The sequence below is a fragment of the Clostridium sp. ZBS2 genome (genome assembly GCF_023845855.1).
Lineage (GTDB): Bacteria > Bacillota > Clostridia > Clostridiales > Clostridiaceae > Clostridium > Clostridium aquiflavi.
This window is the reverse complement of the sequence record NZ_JAMQIF010000006.1, coordinates 145500-167556: the sequence shown is the minus strand read 5'-3', so window position 1 is coordinate 167556 and position 22057 is coordinate 145500. Positions and strand designations below refer to the sequence as shown.

The 22057-nt window shown below is 29.4% G+C and carries 14 protein-coding genes; 1 reads left to right on the top strand and 13 read right to left on the bottom strand.

Translation table 11 applies throughout. The features are described 5' to 3' along the window. Positions 1 to 7 precede the first annotated feature (7 nt). On the bottom strand, positions 8 to 2299 hold the full coding sequence (gene xdhA, locus NG918_RS03335; RefSeq protein ID WP_252224522.1) for a xanthine dehydrogenase molybdenum-binding subunit XdhA: 2292 nt from the start codon (positions 2297 to 2299) through the stop codon (positions 8 to 10). Between the two features lie 645 nt (positions 2300 to 2944). Here xdhA and NG918_RS03330 point away from each other — a divergent pair. Continuing rightward, positions 2945 to 3418: a nucleoside deaminase gene (locus NG918_RS03330; RefSeq protein ID WP_286673938.1), complete on the top strand. Its 474-nt coding sequence runs from the start codon at positions 2945 to 2947 to the stop codon at positions 3416 to 3418. A 165-nt stretch (positions 3419 to 3583) separates the two neighbouring features. Here the strand turns inward: NG918_RS03330 and hydA are convergent, their stop codons facing one another. The 12 genes from hydA to NG918_RS03270 form a co-directional block, all read right to left on the bottom strand. Beyond that, on the bottom strand, positions 3584 to 4975 hold the full coding sequence (gene hydA / locus NG918_RS03325) for a dihydropyrimidinase (RefSeq protein ID WP_252214596.1): 1392 nt from the start codon (positions 4973 to 4975) through the stop codon (positions 3584 to 3586). Positions 4976 to 5120: 145 nt separating this feature from the next. After that, a complete protein-coding gene (gene xdh, locus NG918_RS03320; protein WP_252214594.1) occupies positions 5121 to 7682 on the bottom strand; it encodes a selenium-dependent xanthine dehydrogenase in 2562 nt (853 codons plus the stop codon). Positions 7683 to 7787: 105 nt separating this feature from the next. Then, a complete protein-coding gene (locus NG918_RS03315) occupies positions 7788 to 9185 on the bottom strand; it encodes a nucleobase:cation symporter-2 family protein (RefSeq protein WP_252214592.1) in 1398 nt (465 codons plus the stop codon). Positions 9186 to 9982: 797 nt separating this feature from the next. Continuing rightward, entirely contained in the window at positions 9983 to 10357 is a 375-nt protein-coding gene (locus NG918_RS03310; RefSeq protein WP_252214591.1) for a RidA family protein, read from the bottom strand. Positions 10358 to 10377: 20 nt separating this feature from the next. Further along, a complete protein-coding gene (locus tag NG918_RS03305) occupies positions 10378 to 11466 on the bottom strand; it encodes a 4Fe-4S binding protein (RefSeq protein ID WP_252214590.1) in 1089 nt (362 codons plus the stop codon). Positions 11467 to 11506: 40 nt separating this feature from the next. Next, the gene (gene ssnA / locus NG918_RS03300) at positions 11507 to 12838 is read right to left on the bottom strand and encodes a putative aminohydrolase SsnA (protein WP_252214589.1); all 1332 of its coding nucleotides are present in this window, start codon (positions 12836 to 12838) and stop codon (positions 11507 to 11509) included. Between the two features lie 26 nt (positions 12839 to 12864). Beyond that, positions 12865 to 14073, bottom strand: coding sequence for a diaminopropionate ammonia-lyase (dpaL, locus tag NG918_RS03295; protein ID WP_252214588.1), 1209 nt, complete (start codon positions 14071 to 14073; stop codon positions 12865 to 12867). 36 nt (positions 14074 to 14109) lie between these two features. Further along, positions 14110 to 15042: a carbamate kinase gene (gene arcC, locus NG918_RS03290; protein WP_252224515.1), complete on the bottom strand. Its 933-nt coding sequence runs from the start codon at positions 15040 to 15042 to the stop codon at positions 14110 to 14112. A 193-nt stretch (positions 15043 to 15235) separates the two neighbouring features. Next, the gene (gene ygeW / locus NG918_RS03285; RefSeq protein ID WP_252214585.1) at positions 15236 to 16429 is read right to left on the bottom strand and encodes a knotted carbamoyltransferase YgeW; all 1194 of its coding nucleotides are present in this window, start codon (positions 16427 to 16429) and stop codon (positions 15236 to 15238) included. A 101-nt stretch (positions 16430 to 16530) separates the two neighbouring features. Continuing rightward, complete coding sequence (locus tag NG918_RS03280) at positions 16531 to 17730, bottom strand: YgeY family selenium metabolism-linked hydrolase (RefSeq protein WP_252214582.1); 1200 nt, start codon at positions 17728 to 17730, stop codon at positions 16531 to 16533. A gap of 376 nt (positions 17731 to 18106) precedes the next feature. After that, positions 18107 to 19849: a sigma-54-dependent Fis family transcriptional regulator gene (locus tag NG918_RS03275; RefSeq protein ID WP_252214579.1), complete on the bottom strand. Its 1743-nt coding sequence runs from the start codon at positions 19847 to 19849 to the stop codon at positions 18107 to 18109. A gap of 366 nt (positions 19850 to 20215) precedes the next feature. Further along, positions 20216 to 21859, bottom strand: a complete 1644-nt coding sequence (locus tag NG918_RS03270; RefSeq protein ID WP_252214576.1) for a tetratricopeptide repeat-containing diguanylate cyclase — start codon at positions 21857 to 21859, stop codon at positions 20216 to 20218. Positions 21860 to 22057: the final 198 nt, after the last annotated feature.

The window sequence follows — 22057 nt, the reverse complement described above, 5'->3', positions numbered from 1 at the left end:
CCTTAAATTACACTAATCCAACTTCCTTAAATTTTTCAAAAACAGATTGTGGATTCATCGGTATTTTATTAAATGACACTCCTGTAGCATCTAAAACAGCATTACGAATTGCTGGTGCTGGTGAAACTGTTGTGTTTTCTCCAATAGACTTTTGTCCAAATCCACCTGCTGGTTCATATCTTTGAATAAAAGCTGAACCAATAGTCGGAGTATCCATTATTGTTTGTAATTTATAATCTAAAAGGTTATTATTTAATGGCTTACCAGTCTTCTTATCGAATAACATTTGTTCTGATAAGGCATATCCAAGTCCCATACTTACTCCACCATGAACTTGTCCCTCAGCTAACATAGGATTCATAATCATACCAGAATCATGAATATTATATATTTCCAAAACTTCTATTTTACCTGTTTTAATATCAACTTCTACTACTGCAAATGTAGCACCATAAGCTATTGCATTAACTCTAACATTAACTGATGTATCACTAGTTATAGGACAACATTTAATCCTATCATAATATGATTCCATAGCAATTTCCTCAAGTGAACATATTACTCTACCCAATCTTTTTTCAACAATTTGGCAATCTACAATATCTAATTCACTAGCTTCTAAACCACATTTACTACTTGCAAATGCTAATACTTTATCTCTAACTTCTAATGCACATTTTTTAACTGCAGCTCCACTTACAAATGTTTGTCTTGATGCATATGAACCAGTATCAAAAGGAGTTATATCTGTATCTTGATTTGAAATTACATGTACCATATCTATTTTTAATCCAAGAATTTCTGCTACCATTTGTCCAAAAACTGTATCACTACCTTGTCCTATTTCAGTTGCTCCTATTTGCAATTGAACTGATCCATCTTGATTCATTACTATTCTTGCTCCAGCAGGTTCTAATGCTACTGGATGAGTGCCTGTGAAATAACTAAAGCAAGCCATGCCTACGCCTCTTCTTTTATCTCCACTTTGATTCTTATATTCTTTCTTTTTCTCATCCCATTTAATTAGTTCTTTTCCTTTTTCAATACATTCTGGTAATGCAAATGCACGAACTACATTTTTACTAAGAGGTTCAACATAACCTTCAGTAATAAAATTTTTAATTCTAAATTCTATAGGATCCATATTAAGAGCTCTACAAATATCTTCTATATGACTTTCTAGTGCATAGCACATTTGAGGTGCTCCATATCCCCTCATTGCACCTGCTGCAGGTAAATTTGTATAAACTGTTGTAGGGCTATATTTTATTGAATTAAAATCATATACGCCTCTAAATTTTCCTCCAGCACTCAAAGCAACAGAATGACCGTGAGATGCATAAGCCCCATTATTTATAAGGTTTTTTATATCTAATGATATTAATTTTCCATCTTTTGATACTGCTGTTTTAAATTTAATTTTCATAGAATGTCTTGTCCTTGTATCAATAAAACATTCTTCTCTATCTAATGTATATCTTACTGGTCTTCCATCTACAGCAAGAGACATAGCGGCCGTTAATGGTTCAATAACTACATCTTGCTTATTTCCAAACCCTCCACCAACATAAGGTTTAATAACTTTTATCTTACCCCATTGGATTCCTAATGATTGTCCAACAATTCTTCTTACAATATGAGGAATTTGAGTTGAAGAAACTATTACTATACGATCTTCACCATCTACGTAAGCATAAGTACTATGATTTTCCATATGGCAATGTTGAACTATACTTGTTTCAAAATTTCCTTCAAATATTCTATCTGCCTTTTTTAAGTCTTCTTCTACATTTCCAATTTCTGATCCAAAAGAACTTAAAATATTATTAGGTCTTTCTTCATGAATTATTGGCGCATTTTCTTTTAAAGCATCTTCACTATCTACTATTGGTTCAAGAACTTCATAATCAACCTCTATAAGTTCTAAAGCTTTTGCTGCCACTATTTCATCTACAGCTATAACAGCTGCAATGGCATCTCCAACAAATCTAGCTTTATTAGTAAGAATTAATCTATCCTCTATATCTCTATGACTTGGATCTAATGACCATGGATGACCAGCCGTAGCAAATTTAATTTTGGGTAAATCTTCATGTGTAATAACTGCTTCTACCCCTTCTAATTTCTTTGCCTTACTAGTATATATATTTTTAACTATGGCATGAGCATAAGGACTTCTTAAAACTTTTCCTACAAGCATATCGCTTATAAAAAAGTCATCTACATACTTTGCTTTACCAGTAACTTTAGCCATAGCATCAAATCTAATTATGCTATTTCCGACTATATTATTTGTCATATTACACCTCCATAAAATTTACATAGCATAGAATTATATTTTATTGCTATATTTTAACATAGCTTCAAATAAAATGTACTTGTTTATTGGAATATTTCAATATCATAATATATTTTTTGTAATACTCCTTTTAATACTAGTATGTAGCATATCTCATGCCAAAATTAAATTTATAGTTTTTTCGTGCTTTTGTACTAAATTTCTATTATTTATTAATTAATTTAAATATATTTTTTTTGATATAATAAAAAATTTTTAGCAAATATAAGTAATTGTTTACACTATTATTTTTAATTTTAATTTTTATCATATATATTATTATCATTTTGGTAATTTTAAATTATTAAATTACATATTATTAGCTGTAAACTCTTTGTTATCATTATCAAAACGATAAATTAATTTATCGTTTTGATAATACTAATTTTATAAACTTATTTTAATTAACAAATTAGGAACTTCGTATTTCATTTTAAAACACCATAAATACACAAGTTTCAAATAATAGAGTGTTAAATTAAAATTTAATTTTAAAATATCAAAAGCTACTTTATGGCATAAAATTTGCTATTAATGTTAATTAATTCTAGTTTACATCTAAAGAGAGTTTTAATAAAACTCAATCATATTATGGAGGATGTTCAAATGCAAAAAAAAGATATAATGGATTTATGTGTGAAAAAGTGTAAAGAAGGCATGTTGAATTTAGAAGGTGGACCTTTTGGTGCTGCAATTGTAAAAGATGGAGAGATAATAGCTCTTGCCAATAATACAGTTATTAGTACCAATGATCCCACAGCTCATGGAGAAATGAATGCAATAAGACAAGCCTGTAGCAAACTATCTACATTTGATTTAACTGGGTGTGAATTATATACAACATCTGAGCCATGTCCAATGTGTATGTCAGCAATAATATGGGCTAACATATCAAAAGTTTATTATGGTTGCACTGTTAAAGATGCGGCTGATATAGGATTTAGAGATGAGCATATATTAAACTTCCTAAAGGCTGACTGCACTGATAAAAAAGTTTTAGATTTAGAACAAATCGATAAATCAAATTGCATGGCTGCATTTAAAATGTGGATAAATAATCAAAATAAAACAAGCTATTAATACCTCTTAAATAAATTAATTAAATAAAGCCATAAAAAATAAATACCTATTTAGAATAAGAGGTTGTCTCAAATATATTTTGAGACAACCTCTTATTTTAGCTATCAGTGATTTTATACTATATATTGAATTATTTCTTCTAATTAGTGATACTTAGTCATAGTTTTAGATATTATTTAAATCTACCTTTGATCTTTTAATAAATTTACCATATCCCTTTTCCCCGATAAATTTATTATATTTAACTATTATTTTACCACGTGAAATAGTTATTACTGGATAGCCTTTTACCTTTATCCCTTCATATGCAGAATAATCTACATTAGAATGTAAATTAGAGTTTGTTAATGTAACTTCCTTTTCTGGATCAATTATTACTATATCTCCATCTGAACCTGCCTGTATAGTCCCTTTTTTAGGATATAATCCAAACATTTTAGCTGGATTTGTACAGCATAACTCTACAAATTTATTTAAGCTAATTCTCCCTTTCATAACTCCTTCTGAAAACATAAGTGGAATTCTTTCTTCTATTCCCGGAGCCCCATTAGGACATTTAGTAAAATCATCTTTTCCCTTTTGCTTATCTTTACTAAGAGAAAATGGACAATGATCTGTTGCTATTGTTTGTATATATCCGTCATTAATTCCTTTCCATAACTTTTCTATATCATCTTTAGATCTTAATGGAGGACTAATTGTATATTTTAATGCTTCCTCGTTTGGAAGTTCATATTTACTTTCATCTAATAGTAAGTATTGAGGACATGTTTCTGCATATACTTTTTCTCCTCTTTCTCTTGCCATTTTTATATAATCTAGTCCTAATCCTGATGATAAATGAACTATATAAAGTGGTGCATCTTCTACTATCGATGCCATATTTATCATTCTATTAATAGCTTCTGCTTCACTTTCAGCTGGTCTAGTTAAAGGGTGATACTTAACACTCTTAAGTCCATTACTAACGTACCTCTCTCTTAAAAGTTTTATACTTCCATGATTTTCACAATGAATAGTTGCAATACCTTGCAATTCTTTTAACCTATTTAATACTCTAAGTACACCTTCATCATCAATCATATAATCATAAGTTAAATAAAGTTTAAAGCTAGGTACTCCTTCTTCCTCGACTATTTTTTCCATCTCATTAATAATATTATCATTTACATGTTGAATAACACCATGAAAACTATAATCTATTACTGCATTCCCTTTTGCATACCCATGATAAACATCGATTTGATGTTTCAAATTACATCCTTTAGGACCAAATCCCATATGGTCTACAATAGTTGTTGTTCCTCCACATGCAGCCGCTACTGTCCCTGTATAAAAATCATCATTTGCAACAGCAATTCCTACATCTAAATTTAAATGAGTATGAACATCTACTCCACCTGGAATAACATATTTACCTTTAGCATCAATTATTTCATCTGCTTTTTTTATAATGTTAATACCAATTTCCTTTATAATACCATCTTCTATATAAATATCTCCTTCATAAATATCACTAGCAGTTATTATTGTTCCATTTTTTATTAATAAGGACATATTATCACCTCACTTAATTTTTCTCTCTATATCAATTATATTTCTTTGCTTTCACTAAATATACAGTGTAAATTACAATGCTTATTATCATACCTAAAACATATGAGTTATCATAAAAAATTTTAAGTGGTGAAACTCATCTTTATTATTTTTTTGCTTTCTTATAAAAAGTATTTTTTAGTGGTAGTTCTGTTCTAAATATTCCATCTAATTTATAATAAGCTCCTTGTGCTGCTGGTGCTGTTGGAATACAGGTAATTTCCCCAACCCCCTTTGCTCCAAAAGATAACTCTTGTGTATTTTTTTCTATTATAATAGGAGTAATTTCTGGCACTTGGGTTGCTCTTAAAAGTCCTAATGTTCCAAATTTAACTTTAGGAACTGAATTTTCTATTATATAATCCTCTGTTAATCCATAGCCCAATCCCATTACAACTCCGCCTTCAATTTGTCCTTCTACATTCTTAGGATTTATTGCCTTTCCTACGTCATGAGCTGCAACTACTTTTTTAAGTTTCCCTTGTTCATCAATAACAACAACTTGAGTTGCATATCCATAAGCAACATGGCTTACTGGATTTTCTTTAGGACTACCCATTTTATCTGTAACCCCTAAATATTCTCCAAAAAATTCTATTCCTTCTAATTCTTTTAATGTTTTTCCTTTTAATGCTTCCTTTAATTTTAATGCTGCAATTCTTGTAGCTTCTCCTGTAAATACTGTTTGTCTTGAAGCTGTTGATGTTCCTGAATCCGGAGTTATTTTTGTATCAGGAGTTTCATAAACTATTTGTGAAGCTGGAATTCCTAACACTTCACCAACAACTTGTACTACTACCGTTCCTACACCTTGACCCATACAAGCTGCTGAAGTCCTTATATGAACTTTTCCATCTATTACTCCTACTTTACATCTTCCTGTATCGGGTAATCCAACACCAATACCTGCATTTTTAAATGCACATGCTATTCCAGCATATTTATTGCTGTAATAAAAATCTTTAACAGCTTCTAAAGTTTCAACTAAAGCTGTACCCTCATCAGCAATTTGACCATTTGGAAGAACCTGACCTGGTCTTATTGCATTTAACATTCTCATTTCAAATGGATCTATGCCTACCATTTCTGCTAACTGATTTAAGTTACATTCAGTTGCAAATGCTGATTGAGTTACTCCAAACCCTCTAAATGCTCCTCCTGGAGTATTATTTGTATAAACAGCAATTCCATCTACAACCATATTTTGATAATTGTATGGACCTGCTGCATGAGTACATGCTCTTTGAAGAACTGGTCCTCCAAGAGAAGCATATGCTCCTGTATCTGCTATTATTTCTGCTTTCATTGCAGTTAATTTTCCATTTTCATCACATGCTGTTGTAAATTCCATTTCCATAGCATGTCTTTTGGTATCAACTATTATACTTTCTTGTCTTGTAAGACACATTTTTACTGGTTTTTTAGTAATATATGCAAGTAGTGCAGTATGATGTTGACAGCTCATATCTTCCTTACCACCAAATCCTCCACCTACATATTTTGAAATAATCCTTAACTTATCTTCTCCTAAATTTAATAATGAACCTATTTCCCTAAAATCATCATATATACTTTGAGTTCCTGTATAAACTATTAATCCATCTTCTCCATCTGGAACTGCAACTGATGCCTCTGGTTCTAAAAAGGCATGTTCAGTAAATGGAACCTTAAATTTATTTGTAACAACATATTTAGAATTCTTTATAGCCTCATCAGCATTTCCCCTTACTAAATGTTCATGAACTAGAATATTTCCACCTTCATGTATTTTAGGAGCGTTAGATTTCATTGCTTCTTCTGGAGATGATATCGGTTTTAATTCTTTAAAATCCACTTGTATATGTTTTAATGCTTCTCTTGCAATTTCCTCAGTTTCTGCTGCAACTAAAGCTATTGCATCTCCAAGATATCTTGTTTCTTCTCCAACCTTTATTAAAGCTGGAGTGTCTTTTTTAAGGTGTCCTAAACACCTTTTTCCTGGAATATCTTCTGCTGTTACAATTTTAATTACCCCTTCAATTTTTTCTGCTTCAGATATATCTATACTCTTTACTAATGCCCTAGGATATTTACTTCTTAAAGCTACACCATAAAGCATTCCTTCAATTTTTATATCATCTGTATATTCTCCTATTCCCAAAGCTTTATCTTTAGCATCAACTCTTGCCATAGGTTCTCCTACTAAACCTTTACATTGAACTTTTGGAACCTCTTTATTTTCTCTAAATATTTCAGCAGCCATCATAATAGCTTTTTCTATTTTTACATATCCTGTACATCTGCATATATTTCCAATTAAAGCCTTCTTAACTTCTTCCATTGTTGGCTCTAAATTTCTATTAAATAAAGCCTTTGCACTAATAACCATTCCGGGTATACAGAATCCACATTGTACTGCACCAGCCTCAGTAAATGCATAGGCAAATACTTCTCTTTCTCTATCTGTGAATCCCTCTATCGTTGTTATTGTCTTACCATTTACCTTTTCTGTAGTAAGAACACATGCTTTAATAGCCTTTCCATCAACTATAACCATACATGTTCCACATGCACCCTCTGAACATCCATTTTTTACAGATGTTATGTTACAATCATCTCTCAAATATTTTAAAAGCTTTTTATTTTCATCAACACTTTTTTCCTGTCCATTAAGAATGAATTTAAACAATCTTATCACTCCTCATAATTCAAATTTTAAATATTACCCATTTTACTTTTTATCTTATAATTTATAACTAACTTCCACTTTAAATTGCTATTTTTATATTTAGTTTTACTGATGTATTTCTACTGGTTCGTTACCTATATATACATCCTTAATTTTATTAACTACTGTTTCTTCTTTATTCTCATTTCCTATTACATTAAAAAATATATTTAATAAAATTGCAGATATACTTCCTGTAGTTATCCCACTATGAAAAATTGTTTGCACCCATGTTGGAAAATTATCATAAAACGTTAAATTAGCTAATGGTATCATTGAAAGTCCTATACTAACAGCAACTATTACTGAATTTTTATTTCCATCGAAATTCACTTTTGATAGTGTTTTTATTCCTCCAACTAGAACCATTCCAAACATTGCAAATCCCACACCACCTAGTACTGGCTTCGGTATAGCACCCATCGTTGCAGCAAATTTTGGTGTAAAGCTTAATATTAAAAGAATTATTCCTGCATAAATGCCTATAAATCTAGATTTTATATTTGTTAATCCAACAAGACCTGTATTCTGAGCAAATGGTGTAATTGGAAAAGTATTAAATATACCTGCCAAAAATGTTGAAATACCATCTCCTGCTAAACCTTTCCTTATATTTTCTTCAGTAACTTCCTTGTCTGTTATTTCATGTATTGCTATCATGTTTCCAACTGATTCAGTCATTAAAACAAGCATTATTAGAATCATAGAAATTATTGCTGATATATTAAATGTAGGCATTCCAAATTTTAAAGGTACATTTAAACTAAACCAAGCTGCATCTTTAACTTTACTAAAATCATCCATTCCGAAGACCATAGCTAATAAAGTTCCTATTACTATAGAAAAAAGTATTGCTGCACTATTCCAAATTCCTTTTATATATTTAAATAACAATAGAGTTATAACTAGAACTGCTAATGCTAATCCCACCTCTTGCGTAGTTGCTGGTTTGGCTATTCCTCCAGTTATCCATTTTATGCCTACTGGCATTATAGAAATACCTATTACTAACACAACTGTTCCTGTAACTACCTTTGGAAAAAATTTTATTAATTTACCAAACACAGGTGATATAATAAAACAAAATAATCCTGCTATAATTACTGATCCAAAAACAGTTGTCATTGCCAGATGCTTATCACCATGAGCTCCTGCAATAATTGCAAGAATTCCAGATACTGCCGCAAAGCTTGTACCTTCTATAACCGGTATTTTAGCTCCTGCAATATTTTTTAGACCACACCCTTGAATCAGAGTACCTATTCCAGCCATAAATAACCCTGCATTTATAAGAAAAACTATCTCTAAATCATTTAAACCTGCTGCTTCTCCAATCATAAGTGGAACAGCTACTGCACCCGCACACATTGACATTACATGTTGAAGTGAAAATATCCATGCCTTTGAAAAAGGTATTTTTTTATCAACTGCAGGTATTAAATTAGCCCCATCCTTTTCTCTCATACTTTCAAATCCCTTCAATTAATTCTATTAAAGTTAATCTCATTATATTTTTCTATATTTAATAAATATCTCATAATCCACTTTTTCGCCTATGATAACGTTATCTTATGTAATATCTAAATTTACACCATTATAAAAAAAATCTAAAATCTCTCACTATAATTAACTGTTTTTATATTTTCACCTTACTACTATCTGTATTTTTAACTGTAATATAAGAACTACCTTAAATTTTACTTATTTTTGATGTTCATTTTATTACTAGTAAGTAGCATATTTCATGCCAAAGTTAGATTTGATTTTTTCGCGTTTTTACACTAATTTTCTATTATTTATTAATTAATTTAACCGTATTTTTTCTTATCTAATGAAAAATTTTGAAAATTTAAGTAATTGTTTATATATTCATTGAAAATTTAAATTTTCAACATATATATTTTTATCATTTTGGTAATTTAAAATGATCAAATTGCATATTATTCTATAAGATATCTATTAAAATTATCAAAAAGATAACATTTTTATCACTTTGATAATTTTAGCTTTATAAGTGAATTTATGTATTAAGAAATGTAAAAAGGTATGTTAAATTTAGAATGTTTAATAATTAAGGCACATGAAAGATAATAANNTTATTATCTTTCATGTGCCTAATAATTTTTAGTATCTTTATTATTCATCAAGTATTTTGTTAATTAATGTGCTTTTTCCGCACTGTATTTTTCCTGTAATTAATATATTTTTATACATAGTTAAATTCCTATTATAATTAATATGATGAGNNCTCATCATATTAATTATAATGTAGCAATTACTTCTATTTCTACTGGAGCGTCCATAGGTAATTTAGCAATTTGCACACAACTTCTTGCGGGGAAATTTTGTGTAAAAAATTTTGCGTATACTTCATTTACAGCTGAAAAATCATTTAGATCTTTTACAAAAACTGTAGTTTTAATTACATTGTCAAGATTTGTTCCTGCGTCTTCCAAAATAGCTTTACAATTTTCTATACTTTGCTTAGTTGCCTTTTTTATTTCTGTTTCTAATACCTTTGTCTTTGGATTTATAGGTAATTGACCAGATGTATATACTAACTTATCTATAATTACTCCTTGTGAATATGGTCCAATTGCTTCTGGTGCATTTGGTGTATTAATTATTTTCTTCATAATAAATTCTCCTTTTACTTTTAATTATATTGCATTGATAATGCATTTTTAGGACATCTAGTTACACATAATCCACATCCAAAACATTTCTTACTATCAATGATTAGCTTATTTGAAACTTCTATTGCATCATATACACAACTTGTTTTACAAATCCCACATTTTATACAAACATCTTCTTTTACAGTAGGTGCTATTGACTCTGTTCTGAAGTTTCTTTCCTCACATTTTTTATGAGCAAGTCCTATTATCTCATTTACATCTTTATATCCATGACTATCTAAAAAGTCGTTTAATTCCTTAGCAATTTTTCCATAAATACTTGGTCCTTTTAAAATAGCTTCTGTGCATACTTGTACAGATTGTGCTCCTGCCATTAACATTTCAGCAGCATCTCTTCCACAAGTAATTCCTCCTACTCCTATTATTGGTATCTTTATTACCTTAGAAGCATCATAAATATTTCTAATAGCTACTGGTTTTACTGATGAACCTGATAACCATCCATATCCTGTTTGACTTCCCATAATTGGATATCCTGTTTCCACATCAATTGCCATACAAGGTCCTACTGAATTTATCATTACAAGTCCATCTGCACCTGCATCTTCTAATGCTTTAGCTATTTTTTGAATATCTGTATGAGGACTCATTTTCATAAATACAGGACAGTCAAGTGCTGCTTTTGCTGCTTTCATTGCATCAACTATTGGAGCAATATCAGTTCCAACATAATGAGTTGATAGCTCAACAGCATCTGCATATGGTTTTACTAAAGGTGCAACTTTTTTTATTTGATCTGCAGTATATCCCATACTAATTATCATTGGTACTCCAGCTTCTTTTGCTCTTTTATATTCTTTTTCTATCCATTGCTCTTTTGGAAGTTCTGACCAAAGTTCTGTATTTAAAAAACCTGCATTGGTTTTTGCCATACAAGGTCTTGGAACATCTGCTGGCTTTTCAGATATTGTTTTTGTAACTAATCCACCAGCACCTCCCTTTACTGCTAAAATACATAATTCTCCATCCTTTGCACCAGGTCCCGCTGCTGTGAATATTGGGTTATCAAACTCCATTCCGAGTATATTAACTTTTAAATTTGCCATAATACTGTTCCCCCTATAAAACCTCATATAGATTAATCTACTATTTTAATTTTTCCCATAATTTTCGTGCTACTTTTCTTGATTTTTTTAATGTTTCTTTTTCATCTAATGTCATAATTTTTCTATTTTGCATTATAACTTTTCCATTAATTATTGTTGTATCCACACATCTTCCACTCATACCAAACATTATATGACCATTTAAATTATTTTCATTCATAGGTGTCAATGGATTATAATCAACAATTATTAAATCAGCATATGCTCCTTCTTTTAATATTCCAAGTGGTTTTTTAAAATACTTAGATGCTATATTTCTATTGTTTTCAAATAGCATTTTATTAGTTTCTACAAACCCTACATTAGAATCACTTAAATTGTGTTTATGAATTATATTTTCAACCTTCATTGATTCAAACATATCTGATGTATATCCATCAGTGCCAAGACCAACTACTACTTCATTTTTCATCATTTCTATTACCGGGGCACACCCAACAGCATTTCCCATATTTGATTCTGGATTATTAACTACATTAGTATTAGTTTCTTTTAAAATATCAATTTCCCTTTTATTTATGTGAATGCAATGAGCACATATTGTTTTTTCTCCCAATATTCCAAAATCATTTAATCTCTCTATTACTCTCTTGCTGCTGCTTTTTAAACAATGATTTAAATCATCGATTCCTTCTGCTGCATGAATATGATATCCTATATCAAGGCCTTCCAAACTATTAACACATTTTTTTAAACTATCATCACTAAGAGTAAATGAAGCGTGCATTCCAAACATGCCTTTTACCATATCATCTTCTCTTTCATTTGATGCCTTAATAAAGTTAACGTTTTCTTCTATACCTTCATTTAGAATTTTCTCTCCATCTCTATCGGAAACTTCATAAGCATAAACCCCTCTAATACCTAAATGAGTAGCTGCATCTGCTATAGTAAATAAACTTCTACTTGCTGACATAGGACTAGCATGATGATCAAATACAGTTGTAACACCATCTTTAACACACTCAATTAAAGTTGTATAAGCACTATATTTAACATCTTCTAATGTTAACTTCTTATCTATTTTCCACCAAACATTTTCAAGAATATCAACAAGACTTTTTGATAGCGGATTATTTAATGTTAGTCCCCTTGCAAATGCGCTATATATATGATGATGAGTATTTATTAATCCTGGCATTATAACTTTTTCCTCTGCATCTATAAACTCATAATATTTATATTTTGCTTTTAGCTCATCTGTATTACCAACTTCTAGTATCATATTGTCTTTTATTGCAATACAACCATCTTCTAAATAGGGTTCTTTATTATCTTGAGTTATTACCCTTCCATTCCCAACTAATAGCATTGTGCCACCCTCTTTAACTTAATTTTTTATTTATTATATTGGCCTCTCCAAACTATCTCTTTATACTTATCTGGATCTGTATCTCCCTCTGTACTAAATAATAATACTTTTGAATTTTCATCTAATTCTAATGATTCTTTTAAATCTTTATATTTATCATTTTTCATTATTTCATAAAGTAATCCTGAAGTAACAGCACCTGATTCACCTGAAATAACCTTTTTATCTCCTCTTAATGAATTACCAAGTATTCTCATACCATTTGCTGCAACATAATCTGGTGATGAAACAAATGTGTCAGAGTACTCTTTTAAAACTTTCCAACCAATTGTATTTGCTTCTCCACAAGCTAATCCAGCCATTATTGTTTGCATTTCTCCGCCTACAGCTATTAAATTTCCATCATTAGCTTTTGCTGATTTGTATAAGCAATCTGCTAAGTTTGATTCTACTATTACTGTTTTAGGACAGTTCCCCTTAAATACAGAAGCAAAGAATCCTTGTATTGCACCTGCTAAAGAACCTACACCAGCTTGTATAAATATATGAGTTGGTCTTTCAACTCCATATTCAGTTAATTGATTTAATGCTTCAAGTCCCATAGTTCCATATCCTTGCATTATCCAAGCTGGAATTTCTTCGTAGCCTTCCCATGCAGTATCTTGTATAACTACTCCATTATTTTCATCTGCATATTTAGCTGCAAGTCTTACTGCATCATCATAATTCATATCAGTTATAGAAGCTTCTGCTCCTTCTTTTCTTATATTTTCTAATCTTGTTTTTGATGATCCTTTTGGCATATAAACTACTGATTTTTGTTTTAACTTATTGGCAGTCCAAGCTACTCCTCTTCCATGATTTCCATCTGTAGCTGTTACAAATGTAATTTCTCCAAGTTCTTCTCTAAGCTCTGGTGAAATTAACTTTTCATAAGGTAATTCAGATATATCTCTATTTAATTTTTGTGCCATGTATTTTGCCATGGCAAAAGAACCACCTAACACTTTAAATGCATTTAATCCAAATCTATATGATTCGTCTTTTATATAAATACCACCTAATCCTATATCCTTACTTAAATTTTCTAAACTAACTAATGGTGTTTCCTTATATTGAGGAAAACTTTTATGAAAATCTCTAGCTTTACTTATCTCATCTTTATTTAAGAAATCTAGTAAATTTTCATTATTAGTTTTAGGTAGTTGATTTTTTTTCCACTCTATATTTTCCATTATTTACCCCTCCAGTTAATGTTTATTTAAAGCCTACTAATACTTTATTCTAGTACCAGTCTTTCCAGTTATACCATCCTTTGCTTTTTCAAGAAGAGTAATCAAAGAATATCTACCTTCTTTTGATGAGGCAAACTCTATTCCAGCTTCTACCTTTGGTTTCATTGAACCTGGTGCAAAATGACCTTCTTCTAAATACTTTTTCATATCAGTTACATTAACATCAGCTAACCATTGTTCATTTTCTTTACCAAAATTTATAGCAACTTTTTCAACAGCAGTTAAAATAATTAAACAGTCTGCATCAAGCTCTTTGGCAAGTGTACAGCTTGCAAAATCTTTATCAATTACAGCTCCTACACCTTTTAAGTGATTTCCTTCTTTTATAACAGGAATTCCACCTCCACCACAAGCAATTACAACTTGGCCATCTTTAATTAAACTCTTTATTGTTCCTATTTCCACAATACTAACTGGTTTTGGCGATGCTACTATTCTTCTATAACCTCTACCAGAATCCTCGATGACATTATCTCCATTTTTAATAGCAATATCAGCTTCTTCCTTTGTCATGAAACTTCCTATTGGCTTAGTTGGATTTTTAAAAGCCTTATCCTTTGAGTCTACTTCAACTTGTGTAATAATAGTTGAGACATTCTTATTTATATTTCTATTTAATAATTCTTCTTTAATTTGATTTTGCAAATCATATCCTATATATCCTTGACTCATAGCAACACAAACTGACATAGGACAAATAGAATATTTAGGATCTAATTTATGAAGTTCACTCATAGCTACATTTATCATTCCAACTTGTGGACCATTTCCATGAGAAATAACAACTTCATTTCCATCTTCAATTAAATCAACGATTGCTTTGGCAGTAGTTTTTATAGCAGTCATCTGTTCTTTTAAAGTGTTACCTAATGCATTTCCGCCTAATGCAATTACAATCTTCTTTTTCATATTTCTCACCTCAACATCTATGTTTTAAAGCAAAGTGGCTATGCCACCTTTTTAGTTGAGAGTGGAAAGATGAGAGTTGATAGTTTTGGTTGAAAGTATAAAAACTTTCTAAAATAATATATTTTAAAATTCCATGCTGGAATTTTTCCTTCACTCTCCACTTTCCACTCTCAATTCTCAACTAAATATAATTCTATTCAAAATGACGTGGTTTATCTTTTTCAACTAATTTAGCTAAAGTTTCTTGAGGATTTTTAACCTTACTTAGGAAAATCATAGCAGCTATAATATATGGCTTAAAGCTTGCTTCTTTATATAATGATTTTCTATATCTATCAAATACACTAGCATCAACTTCACCAACTTCACAGCTTACGCCTGTAATATCTGCTGGTAAACAATGCATGTAGATAGCCTTGCCATCTTTAGTAAGCTTCATTAATTCCTCAGTACATTGCCAATCAATATGATCTGCATTTTGTTTTAATAATTCTTTTTCTAGTTCATCAATACCAGCTTGATCTCCTTTTGCATATAAATCTGTTCTTTTTTCCATTGCAATATAAGGGGCCCAGCTCTTTGGATATACTATATCAGCATCTTTAAATGCTTCTTCCATAGAATTTGTTTTTGTAAATGATCCACCTGATTCTTTTGCATTTTTCTTTGCAACTTCTTCAACTTCCCCCATAACTTCATAACCTTCTGGGTGAGCTAATACTACATCCATTCCAAATCTAGTTAATAATCCAATAATACCTTGTGGAACTGAAAGTGGCTTACCATATGATGGTGAATAAGCCCAAGTCATAGCAACTTTTTTACCTTTTAAATTTTCAACACCACCAAGTTCGTTTATTAAATGAAGTGTATCTGCCATTGCTTGTGTTGGATGGTCTATATCACATTGTAAGTTAACAAGTGTTGGTCTTTGTTCTAATGTTCCATTTTCATTACCTTCTTTAACATATTCTGAAACATTTTGCATATAAGTATGACCTTTTCCTATAAACATATCATCACGAATACCAATAACATCTGCCATAAATGAAATCATGTTAGCAGTTTCTTTTACTGTTTCTCCATGTGCCACTTGTGATTTACCTTCATCTAAATCTTGTACTTCAAGACCTAAAAGATTACATGCAGATGCAAAACTAAATCTTGTTCTTGTTGAATTATCCCTAAATAATGAAATTCCAAGTCCACTATCAAATATCTTTGGAGATACATTATTTTCTCTTAACTTTCTTAAAGCTTCTGCTACTGTAAAAACAGCTTCAAGCTCATCATTAGACTTCTCCCAAGTTAGCATGAAATCATTCTCATGCATATTCTCAAAATTTAATTTATTTAATTTATCAATATATTTATCCATTATACTCATTGTAAATCCTCCAATATTTCTTCTTTATTTTTTATTAAAACTTGTGTTTCTAATAGTGTTGATATTGTAGTATAATATCAGCATTTACTTAAAACATAGCTTTATTTATCTTTACAATAGATTGTTGGTACTGCAGCATATACAGCAGCACATCTTACTAAATCAGCTTTCCAAGTCTTTTCATTTGGAGCATGTGCTTCTTCTTCTTTACCTGGTCCAAATCCTATACATGGAATTCCATATCTACCCATTATTGATACTCCATTAGTTGAGAATGTCCATTTATCAACTAGTGGTTTTCCATACATGCCTTCATAAGCTTCAACCATTGCTTTAGTTGCTGGTGCATCTTCTGGTATTACCCAAGTTGGGAAATAACAATCTGTTGGATATACAAGATTTGTCCAACTTGGTCTTTCATATTTATACATAGTTACTTTTGCATTATATTTTTTAGCAAATGGAAGATTTCTTACTTCTTCTAATGCTGATTCAAAAGTTTCTCCATCAGTTAATCTACGATCTAAAGAAATTGCACACATATCTGCTACTGCACAACGAGATGGTGAATTATAGAACACTTCTGAAACGGTTACAGTTCCTTTGCCTAAGAATTCATCATAGTGTAAATTATCATTTAATACTCTAACCTCTTGTAATATATCCGCCATTTTATAAATTGCGTTATCTCCACGTTCTGGAGCAGAACCATGACAAGATACGCCCTTAACTTCAACTCTTATTTCCATACGACCACGTTGACCTCTATAAATATTTCCATTAGTTGGTTCAGTTATTACAACAAATTCTGGTTTTACCTTATCTTCATTGTGGATATATTGCCAACATAATCCATCACAATCTTCTTCTTGTACTGTACCAGTTACTAACACTGTGTACTTATCAGATAAAAGATCTAGATCTTTCATTATTTTAGCTCCATAAGTTGCAGAAACTATTCCTCCTAATTGGTCAGACGCTCCACGTCCACCTATTTCTTCATCTGTTTCATATCCTTTATAAGGATCAAATGTCCAGTTGCTCATCTCACCTATTCCAACTGTATCAATATGTGCATCATAGGCAATTAAAGTTTTACCAGTTCCCATATATCCTAAAACATTTCCCATTTTATCGATTTCAACTTTATTAAAACCAAGTTTTTTCATTTCTTGTGATATTCTTTTTATCACTAGCTCTTCATTAGCACTTTCTCCTGGGATAGCAATTAAATCCCTTAAAAACTTTGTCATGTCTGCTTCATAAGCCTTTGCTCTTACCTTAATGTTTTTAAAATCCATAGTTATTCCCCCGCCTTTTTATGAAAATATTATTTTATATCATTGGTTTGATGATTTTATTTATATATCACCACTAACTATTACTTTAGCAATTACCTTGCCAAAACTGAGAAGTATTTTTTTCATTTTTTATGAAAAATCCCCCCTATACCTTGCTTAACAGCATTATTTTAATCACTTATTTTATTTTTAAAGTAAGTAATTATCATTTTGATAATTATTTTTATCAAAATAATAAGGAACATAAAAAAATAACAGACCAATATACCTATATATTGTATCTGTTAAATTCTGTAATATGCCTGATTTTAAGCTTATTTTAGTTAGCTAAAGTTAACATAATAAAATATAATTTATCATAATGATAATTTGTATTTTATTCTTCTATTTTTCTATAAAGAGTAGCTATTCCTATACCTAATTTTTTTGCCACTTTCATTTTACTTTTCGTTGAATTTCCATACTTTGCTAAAGCTTTTTTAATATATATCTTTTCTATTTCCTTTAATGTCATTATGTCATCATCTATACATATTTCATCATTTCTATTTTTAAGTTCCTCATTATAACTTTGTACAAATGATGTTGGCAACATAGATTTTTCAAGTATCCCATTTTCACCTGATAAGCTAACCATAAATTCTACTATATTTTCTAATTCTCTTATATTTCCTGGCCAACTATAATCCTTAAATATTTTAATTAATTCCCTGTCTATAGTATGTATATACTTATTACATCTTGCATTATACTTTTCTACTAACATTTTAGTTATTAATACAACATCATCTTCCCTATCCCTTAAGCTTGGAACTTCAATAGGAATTATATTTAATCTATAATATAAATCTGCTCTAAATTTACCTTCATCAACTAGTTTTTTTAAGTTCTTATTTGTAGCTGCTATTACTCTTATATTTAAATTTATCAACTTATTTGAACCTATTTTTACAATGGTTTTTTCTTGTAATACTCTTAAAATTTTTACTTGAAGATATAACGGCATATCACCTATTTCATCTAAAAAAATCACCCCATTATTAGCAAGTTCAAATTTTCCTATTCTTCCCCCAGAACTTGCTCCTGAAAATGCACCTTTAACATATCCAAAAAGTTCACTTTCTAATAAATTTTCTGGAATAGCTCCACAGTTTATAGCTATAAATGGCATATTTTTTCTATTACCTTCGGAATGTACTGCTCTAGCTACTAACTCTTTTCCTGTGCCACTTTCTCCTGTAATTAAGATTGTAGCATCAGTATATGAGACTTTTTTTATTTTCTTTTTAAGTTCTACTATATTATCTGCTTGTCCAATTATTGAATCACAGTTAATACTATTATTTTTTAACTCTTCTTCAATAGTAATTAGTTCTTTAAAAATAATTATTTTGTTACAATCTTTATTATTGATATAGTTTTCTACTACCTTTCCTATAATTTTAAATTTTTCATTCTCAATATTGAAATTATAAATACCTCCTTTTGGAGTATATTCATCTGTTTCTTCTATAGTAACTTTTTTACCTACAATACTTGGCTTAACTTTTAATAACTTTAATGCATTATTATTGGCTGTTATAATTTCATTTTTTATATCTACAGTTATAATTCCATCATCTATAGAATTTACTATTTCTTTGAAAAATTTAATACTGTTCTCATTTTCGAATATTTGATTTTGTTCTATTACTTTAATTGAAATAAATTCAGCTATTTGTTCTAAAAACTTAATCATAATAGCTAAATTGCTTTTCAATTTATCCTTTTGACCTTCATTAGAACATACTAAACCTATTACTCCAAATGTAGTTTCTTCATATTTAATAGGTACACATATTTCCATAAATTCATTGCAGTTTCCTCTTTTTTTACATTCATCACATAATTTATCTTTTCCTGGATTTTCTATAACTAATGTTTTTCCTGTATCTAAAGCCTTCTTATATACATAACCTTGATCTTTTATGTTTTCTCCAATTCTTTTTTCATATATTCCTGTTGCAGCAACTCTTACTAATTTATCATCAACTATCTCCACATCTATTGTTAACAAATTTGATAATAATATAGAATATTTATTTATTATTTCTTTTATATTAACTAAAGTTATTTTCATTTTATAACCCACCTATATCTATTAATATTTATTTAAATTTTCTTACTTTTCTTTCAATTTTACCACCTTACCATTATACCATATAGTTACTTCACTTCTAAGTATAACCATATATTTTCCTGCATTTATTATAGTATTCATTTTATTCTAGTATATTGATAGAATAAAGTTGTTGTATAATGCTTTGTTAATATAATTTTATGTGCAATAAAAAGAGCTAATGGATTTGAAATATTATTCCTTAAGTCCATTAGCTCATTATCACTATTCCTATATTTTGTTATTTATTAATACTCATTACGTATGTCTCATGTATTTTTAAGGTTAACTTCAAAGCTTTTGCTATTAATGTAGTTATAACTAAAATTACCTTTTATTTTTAACTACAACACAGTTCCTTCCCATTCTTTTTGCCTCATATAAGTTCTTATCTACAAGAGGCATGATATCTTCTGACTTTTCTGTTGCTGCACCACCAATACTTAATGTAATCTCAACTTTACCATCAGCACATTTCATATGATCCGTTACAATATGAATTGATTCAGCAAGTGAAATCATTTGTTCTAAAGTTTTCTTCTTACTAATAATACAAAATTCATCACCGCCATATCTAAAAAGTGTTGAATTACTATCTAATAATTCCATTATTATTTCAGCAATTTCTTTTATTACTTTATCTCCAATTTCATGTCCATTACCATCATTTATCTGTTTAAAATAATCAATATCATACATAAGTATTCCAAAGGATACATTTTCCCTTTGAATTTTTCTATATACCTTATTAAAATATCTACGATTATATGACTTAGATAATTCATCTATGACACTGGATTTTTCATTGTATCTAACCATACATACTAAAATTATTATTATTATTACAACAATACACGATGCAGTAATAATTATCTTATATAAATCATTCATTTTATATTTCTGAATTAAAAGTGTAATATTAGTTTCATTTGAATTATACATATGAGCTCCAGTTTGAATATTTCTTAATTGATATTCTTGAGGATACAATCTGATTAGTTTTAATGTGTAATTAGAAATAGTTTTTTCTATTTCTATAGGTAAATCAAACCTATTTTCTTCATCAATCATAGTAGTAATATCAATAAGAAAATTTAATAATATACTATTTTGATTGTATATTAATGCATATGTAAATATCTCATCCATATAATGAGTAAGACCATCATAGTCTTGGGTTAAAAGTCCTACTTTTGCTTGCATTTCTAGATAAGGAAATAGTATTCCTGATACCCATAGTATTCTTGATGGATATGTTTCATAACTGTGTATATATTCTCTAATTTCATTTAAATTCTTCTTACATTCATCATATTTTTTTTCATTTAATAAAATTCTAGCTAAAACTATTTTTCGCCTTTGTTCCATAGATTCATATTCTATTTTATTTTCGCTATCATGCTCTAAAGCTTTATTATAATATTCCATTGCTAATTCCGAACGATTAGTTCTTGCATAGATCATAGCTAATGTTGTATAACAATATTCATAAAAAAACTCTTCCATTTCACATCTGCTTGCATAATTTAATGCTCTATCTAAGCAAGATTCAGCTATATCATATGTATAAAAGTCAATGTATATCTGTGAAATATCAGCATAAGACCACGCTGCAATATCCCACTGTTTTGATAACCCTGATTCTATTTGTGTTTTTACAAAATTATCTATAGCATCATCTAAATTTTCCCAATCAAATAAATCTAATATATATAATTTAGTTAAATTGAGATGGAATTTAGCTATGTTTCTTCTATCTAAATTAGGATTTTTACTTATAAACTCCTGCATATCTAAAATTTCTTTTTTATTATCATTATCATCTACAACAAAAGATTCTATCAATTGATTTAAGTCATCTGAATTTTTGTTCTGTTCATGTTTATTAAAAAAGTACAATGTCCCTACTATGTTTATTCCTACTATTATTGCTACTATAATAATTATATATTGTTTTTTTAATTGTTTCATATATTTACCTTATTCTTTTACTCTATTTTTAAGTTTAATTTTCACTTTTTAAATTAACAGTAATAAATATTTTACTAAATAAGAAACGGTACCATTAGAAGCTGGAAGTCAATTGGCTACCAGCTTTTTTCTACAAAGTTTAGTAAATCATTATCTACAAACTAAAAAAATCATACTACATTTTTATATGCAGTATGA